Raw genomic sequence first — 6,338 nt, 5'->3', positions numbered from 1 at the left:
CCATGACTCCCAGGGACTGACGGACCACCGAGAAGACGGGAAGGGTCAGCAGCCCGCCGATCAATGCCGCCACCAGAAGCCACTCGTAGGACAGATGGGGTGCAATAGACCACACCACCGCCTCAGCAATCACTGAGGGAATCAGCGCGCGGCGGAGCCCTACGGTGTCAACCCGTCTGCCCCGCCAAGGCGCGCCCACGGCGATGCCGATGGTCATCACCGCTGCGACCGCACCGGCAGCGGCATACCCGCGGTCGAGCGTCAGGACCACATGCAGTGTCAGCAGCACCCCTGCCGCCGAATGCGGGAACCGGGCAATCATGCCCACCAGCAGCAGGCGCCGGACCGGAACCACCCGCAGCAGATCCCGGTAAATCTCAAAGTTCACGTTTGTCACTTTCATACGGGCATTCCCGCACGCATGTCAGCGGGTGAGCCTCACCTCGAGCGAGTCCACCCGCTCCACAAATTCCCTGTTGTTCTTCAGATCCCGTTGCAGACGGTCCAGGATGCCGCGGACCTCGTCCTGAGTCAGCCCGTCACACAATGTGATCACGAGACTGAGCTCGGGACCGGGCCCTCCACCGGAGGCAACTTTACCTCCCGTGGCCCGGGCTGAAACGCCGCTGCCGGGGCCAGCTTCGACGCGGACAATTCGCGCGTCAGCCGTAATGGACTCAGCCACCAGGGCGGCCAGCCCTGCATCCGCGTACGACGGCGTCCAGGGCTTCTGCTGTGCCAGGGCCCAAAGCGCCGGACGGCGGACCACAAAGGTGAAATCCGACCCCGGATCTAGCACCATGAGTTCGGATCCGTCCGACACGGCTGAGAGCGCGGCTCGCGGCGCATACACGGCCACGGGTCTGGCATCAGCGTGCCACCGCTCAAGCTGATCCGCGGAGCTGAAGACCGGCAGTGCGGTGCGTCCGTCGGGCGCCTTCAGCGTCACGAGGGCCATGTCCGCTTCCTTATCGCCGGACACGCCGTCATGTGCCTGGGGATGTCCAACACGCCCGTGCGGATCGTCAGGAGGCTGCGCCGCATGCCGATCCGCGTCTCCGGGGGCTTCGTCGACCGGTGTCGCCAGTTGGGCTACCACCGGAACGAACACCCTTACGCTGGCCAGCGCCGCAATGACGCCGGCTTCATCTCCGCTGCCATCCAGCAAGGCCGTGAGGGCGGCGGTCAACACGGCAGACGCGCCGCCGTCGTCGTGATCGTAGTTATGGAGCGGATTGCCGCCGCCGGCCAGGTCCCGGCCGGCCCAGGGACGGCCCGCGGAATCCGCCGTGTTGCCCTCCAGCGCAGCCCTGATGTGCCCCGGCAACTCCCGCTCCTGCGGCACTACCGCTCCGGATGTCCAGCGACATCCAGCGCCTGCGGCAGCGTAAACGCCCCGGCGTAGAGCGCCTTGCCCACGATCGCGCCTTCCAAACCGTCAGCAACCAGCTGCCGCAATGCGGCAATGTCGTCGAGGCTGGAGATTCCGCCGGACGCAACTACGGGCCGGTCGGTGCGGCTCAACACGTCCCGCAGCAGTTCGATGTTCGGCCCCCGAAGGGTGCCGTCCTTGGTGACGTCGGTGACCACGTACCGTGCGCAACCGGCTTCATCGAGCCGGGCGAGAACCTCCCACAGATCGCCGCCCTCCTTGGTCCATCCCCGGGCGGCCAGCGTGGTGCCCCGGACATCCAGTCCTACGGCGACGGCGTCACCGAAGCGGGCGATCGCGCTGGCGGTCCATTCAGGATTCTCCAGCGCGGCAGTCCCAAGGTTGACCCGCTCGGCACCCAATTCCAGCGCGCCCTCAAGGGAGGCATCGTCTCGGATACCACCCGAAAGCTCCACCCTGATGTCCAGTTCCCGAACAACCTTCTTGAGCAGCTCGAGGTTGGAACCCCGGCCGAACGCGGCATCCAGGTCAACCAGGTGCACCCACTCGGCGCCGTCGTTCTGCCATGCCAGTGCCGCATCCAGCGGGTCGCCGTAGCTTGTCTCGCTGCCGGCGGCACCTTGGACAAGCCGAACAGCCTGGCCGTCCGCCACATCCACGGCTGGCAGCAGTTCAAGACTGGGGGATTCTGTAAAGGGACTCATTGATTTCCTTCATTGGTGCGCTCTGGCGAGCCCAGGGGTTTACGGCAGGGTGAGGAGGTAGGCAGCCACAAGCGCCATCGCGGCGAGGACGCCGAAACTGATCACCAGGAACTTCGGAAGCTTCTGGTGGTGGAATGATACGGCGCCGCCGATTAACAGCCCGGCAAGCCCCATCAGGACAACGCTCCACATGAACTAGCGCAGCCCGCCCGTCCAGTTGCGCAGCAATTGGGCACCTGCGTCTCCGGACTTCTCGGGATGGAACTGGGTGGCGGAGAGCGGCCCGTTCTCCACTGCGGCGATAAACGGTCCGCCATGATTGGACCAGGTAACGGCGGGAGGCCTCATGGCAGGCTGCGTGACATCGAAATCCCATTTCTGCACCCCGTAGGAATGAACAAAGTAGAAGCGCTCTTGACTGATACCCGAGAAAAGGACTGAATCATCCGGGGCATCGACCGTGTTCCAGCCCATATGGGGCACCACATCGGCCTGCAGCCGCTCCACCGTGCCGGGCCACTCCCCCATGCCGGAAGTGCGCACGCCGTGTTCCACGCCGTCGTCGAACAGCACCTGCAGTCCAACACAGATACCGAGTACCGGACGTCCTCCGGCAATCCGGCGGCCGATCATCCGAATCGCGTCAACATCCTTGAGTCCCTGCATCACCGCAGCAAATGCGCCAACGCCGGGAACCACCAGCCCATCGGCTTCCAGCACGTCCTCCGGCGCCGCGCTGAGCGTCACCTCGGCACCCACATGCTCCAGCGCCCGGACAGCCGATCTCACATTACCCGAGCCGTAGTCAAGAACCGTTACCCGCGGCGCAGCGCTCACAACGCACCCTTTGTTGACGGAATCCCCTCGACGCGGGGGTCGGTTTCCACGGCGGACCTGAGTGCCCGCGCGAACGCCTTGAACTGCGCTTCCACGATGTGGTGCGGGTCGCGGCCCGCAAGCACCCTCATGTGCAGGCAAATCTGCGCGTGCAGGGTAATCGCCTCAAAGACGTGCCGGGTGAGCGAACCGGTGAAGTGCCCACCGATCAAGTGATACTCCTGGCCAGCCGGCTCACCGCCGTGCACCAGGTAGGGGCGACCGGAAATATCGACGACGGCGTGGGCCAGTGCCTCATCGAGCGGCACCGTGGCTTCGCCAAACCTTCTGATGCCGGCTTTGTCGCCCAGCGCTTCCCTCAAGACCTCACCCAGCGTGATGGCGACATCTTCGACAGTGTGGTGGACGTCAATGTGTGTATCGCCGCTGGCCCGCACCGTGAGGTCGATCAGGGAGTGTTTCGCCAGAGCGGTGAGCATGTGATCGTAAAACGGCACGGTGGTACTGATCTCGGCGCGGCCGGTTCCGTCTAGGTTCACCCCGACGAACACCGAGGATTCGCTGGTGGTCCGCTCGCCTTGCGCAGTGCGTGCAGTGGCGATGTCCGTTGTCATGGCATTCCTTACGATCGAAGAACAGCTCCGGAGGGCATCCGGCGCCGCAATTGGCATCAGTATCAAGTCTAGGAGACCGTGGGAGTCACAAGCTCACGCAGCCGATCGAGGAAAATTGTGGTCTCGGGCTCTGTCCCCGCAGTCACCCGTAAATGCCCGGGTATTCCTACGTCGCGGATGAGTACACCGGCATCCAGCAGACCCTGCCAGACCTCGTGCGGGTTGGCCAGTCCTCCGAACAGTACAAAGTTTGCGTCCGAAGGCACAGGTACAAGGCCCATGGAGCCGATCTCCCCGACAATCCGGTCCCTCTGCGCTTTGATTTCCTCAACGTTGGCCAACAGCCGTGCGGAGTGGGTCAGCGCCGCATTTGCGGTTGCCTGGGTGATAGCCGACAGGTGATAAGGCAACCGGACCAGCCGCAGGGCGTCTGAGATCGCCGGCGCAGCCGCCAGATACCCCAGCCGCGCTCCGGCCAGGGCAAAGGCTTTGCTCATGGTGCGCGACACGATCAGCCGCTCCCGTCCTTCAAGCAGGGCAAGTGCGCTGGGCGTTCCTTGGTGCGCGAACTCCGCGTACGCTTCGTCCACGATGATGATCGCCTGTGCGTCGGCGCCCGCGCTGTACACGGCCTCGATCACATCCGTGCTAATTGCTGTACCCGTTGGGTTGTTGGGTGAGCACAAGAAGACGAGGTTGGCACCGGTTTCCTTCACCTGCCGGGCGGCCGAGTCGGCATCCAGATTGAAGTCCGCACGCCGTTCACCTGTTACATAGGCCGTGCCCGTAGCGCCAGCCAGCAGCGGGTACATCGAATACGTTGGAGGAAACCCAAGGGCGGATCGTCCAGGTCCCCCAAAGGCGAGAAGAATGTGCTGCAGCACCTCGTTGGATCCGTTCGCTGCCCAGATGTTTGAACGGTCCAGTCCGTGCCCCAGATAGTCCGCCAGGTTGTCCCTCAGCTGACTAAACTCCCGGTCCGGGTAGCGGTTGAGACCACCGACCGACTCTTCGACCGCTGCCAGTATTGCCTGCCGAACGTCATGCGGGACGCCGTGGGTGTTTTCATTGACGTTCAACAGGATGGGGACATCGAGCTGGGGTGCACCATAGGGGTGCAGGCCCCTGAGGTTGTCTCTGAGGGGCAAAGCGCTGAGCCGGTCAAACGGTGTGGTCACCCACCGAGTTTAAGCGCTGGCCGGTCCCAAACGGCAATCGGGCGAGCGGACCCGCCCGATATTACGGTCAGCCAGGCCTGTTCCGGCTACGGTGCAACCGGAACGCTCAGGGTCTGCCCTGCCTGCACGACCGAACTTTCCAGGGCGTTGATTTCCACGATGTCGGCCACAACGTCCCTGGGATCCCGATCGGGCGCAAACTCAGCGGCAAGCGCCCACAGGGTCTCGCCCGCTGCGACGCTGACCTCTTGGGTGTTGGTGAGCGGCCCCTGGTCCCCTGCGGCCTGCGCCACCGATGTGAACGACGCAGCCGCGATGAGAAGGAAGACGGTCAGCAGCATCATCGGCACCCCAACCAGCAGCACCCGGCCCCTGCGGGTCAACCGAAGGACCGGGCTTTGCGTTGCGCTTGACCGGGGGGACACAGCCGCACGTGTGGACAGTTCTGTGGATGACATCTTGTTCACCTCTCGAAATAGAGTGGATCATGCTCTTCACCGTGTGGTTCGAAGCTATGTTCTAGTCTTCACTTGTATATTTCTAGCACTAACTATCGAATATTGTCGAGACACGCTCGAACAAATGTTTGAAACTGCGCGTACTCTCGCCTAGCGTTAAGGACGAAGGTGAATGAACCGGCTGCTTCGAAATCCAGCTCATCACCTGCCACTGACAAAATAGGTGGCGGTGGCGTGCGGGGGCCTTGGCCACCGCCGCACCGCACACGAGTGAAGGGAAGATACCCGTGGCAGAGCTCAGCGCGGCTGTTGATGGAACCGAGTCAGTCGAACCGATCATCAGGCCGTCCCGCGGCAGGCCCCGCGGCCGGGCGACGCCCAAAGGACTGACCAATCGCCAGAAGACAATTTTGGAAACCATTCAGCGCAGTGTGGCCTCAAATGGTTATCCCCCGTCGATGCGTGAGATCGGTGACGTGGTGGGTCTGGCCAGTCTGTCCAGCGTGACCCACCAGCTGTCGCAGCTCGAAAGGCTGGGTTATATCCGCCGCGACCCCAAGCGCCCCCGGGCGATGGAGATCCTCCTGCCGCTCACGCTTGGACGGGACTCCGAAGCGGACGGCGAGTCCGCCGACCATGCGCGGCATACCGGCCCGACAAACGATTCAGCGGTAGATGCCGCCATGGTTCCCCTGGTCGGCCGGATCGCCGCTGGCGGGCCAATCCTCGCTGATCAGGTGATCGAGGATGTGATGCCACTGCCCCGCCAGCTTGTGGGACATGGCGAGCTGTTCATGCTCAAAGTTTCGGGTGACTCCATGATTGACGCCGCGATCTGCGATGGTGACTGGGTTGTTGTCAGGCGCCAGCAGAGCGCCGACAACGGCGATATCGTGGCAGCCCTTCTGGACGATGAGGCAACGGTCAAGACCTTCCGCCAGAGGGATGGACACACCTGGCTGTTGCCTCAGAACACGCGCTACGAACCGATCCTCGGCGACCATGCCACCATCATGGGCAAGGTTGTCTCAGTAATGAGGGCGCTCTGAGGCAGCTGCAGAGCGCCAGCTGACCCTGTACGCCACCCATGAATTCAGGGCTTCGAACTTCCGAGCCGCTCCAGGATGGCCAAAGCCGTGGTTCGGTCCATGGTT

8 protein-coding genes and 1 pseudogene are annotated in these 6,338 nt (G+C 63.5%); 1 reads left to right on the top strand and 8 read right to left on the bottom strand.

Annotated features, from left to right (window positions below; genetic code table 11):
* The 8 genes and pseudogenes from Y708_RS0107320 to Y708_RS0107285 form a co-directional block, all read right to left on the bottom strand.
* Window positions 1-388 (bottom strand): annotated as a pseudogene (locus tag Y708_RS0107320) (MFS transporter); the annotation flags it as partial.
* A gap of 36 nt (window positions 389-424) precedes the next feature.
* Window positions 425-1,327 carry an SseB family protein gene (locus Y708_RS0107315; protein ID WP_253905729.1) on the bottom strand — a complete coding sequence of 301 codons (903 nt, stop codon included), beginning with the start codon at window positions 1,325-1,327 and terminating at the stop codon, window positions 425-427.
* Between the two features lie 17 nt (window positions 1,328-1,344).
* Window positions 1,345-2,097 (bottom strand): bifunctional 1-(5-phosphoribosyl)-5-((5-phosphoribosylamino)methylideneamino)imidazole-4-carboxamide isomerase/phosphoribosylanthranilate isomerase PriA, encoded by a 753-nt coding sequence (priA, locus tag Y708_RS0107310; RefSeq protein WP_028279417.1) that lies wholly within the window; start codon window positions 2,095-2,097, stop codon window positions 1,345-1,347.
* 39 nt (window positions 2,098-2,136) lie between these two features.
* Complete coding sequence (locus tag Y708_RS30155) at window positions 2,137-2,289, bottom strand: hypothetical protein (protein ID WP_164468588.1); 153 nt, start codon at window positions 2,287-2,289, stop codon at window positions 2,137-2,139.
* Window positions 2,290-2,292: 3 nt separating this feature from the next.
* The gene (hisH, locus tag Y708_RS0107300; protein WP_028279416.1) at window positions 2,293-2,934 is read right to left on the bottom strand and encodes an imidazole glycerol phosphate synthase subunit HisH; all 642 of its coding nucleotides are present in this window, start codon (window positions 2,932-2,934) and stop codon (window positions 2,293-2,295) included.
* Window positions 2,931-3,548: an imidazoleglycerol-phosphate dehydratase HisB gene (gene hisB / locus Y708_RS0107295; protein WP_028279415.1), complete on the bottom strand. Its 618-nt coding sequence runs from the start codon at window positions 3,546-3,548 to the stop codon at window positions 2,931-2,933. Before hisB ends, hisH begins: the two co-directional genes overlap by 4 nt.
* A gap of 68 nt (window positions 3,549-3,616) precedes the next feature.
* Window positions 3,617-4,726: a histidinol-phosphate transaminase gene (locus Y708_RS0107290; protein WP_028279414.1), complete on the bottom strand. Its 1,110-nt coding sequence runs from the start codon at window positions 4,724-4,726 to the stop codon at window positions 3,617-3,619.
* 86 nt (window positions 4,727-4,812) lie between these two features.
* Entirely contained in the window at window positions 4,813-5,184 is a 372-nt protein-coding gene (locus Y708_RS0107285; protein ID WP_081746564.1) for a LysM peptidoglycan-binding domain-containing protein, read from the bottom strand.
* A gap of 335 nt (window positions 5,185-5,519) precedes the next feature.
* On the opposite strand from Y708_RS0107285, the gene lexA reads away from it, so the two are divergent.
* Window positions 5,520-6,233 carry a transcriptional repressor LexA gene (lexA, locus tag Y708_RS0107280; protein WP_028279412.1) on the top strand — a complete coding sequence of 238 codons (714 nt, stop codon included), beginning with the start codon at window positions 5,520-5,522 and terminating at the stop codon, window positions 6,231-6,233.
* The last annotated feature ends 105 nt before the right edge of the window (window positions 6,234-6,338 follow it).

This window comes from Arthrobacter sp. H5, assembly GCF_000520595.1.
Taxonomy (GTDB): Bacteria; Actinomycetota; Actinomycetes; order Actinomycetales; family Micrococcaceae; genus Arthrobacter_D.
Note: the sequence above shows the minus strand (reverse complement) of the source record. Positions and strands in the feature narration are given on the sequence as shown.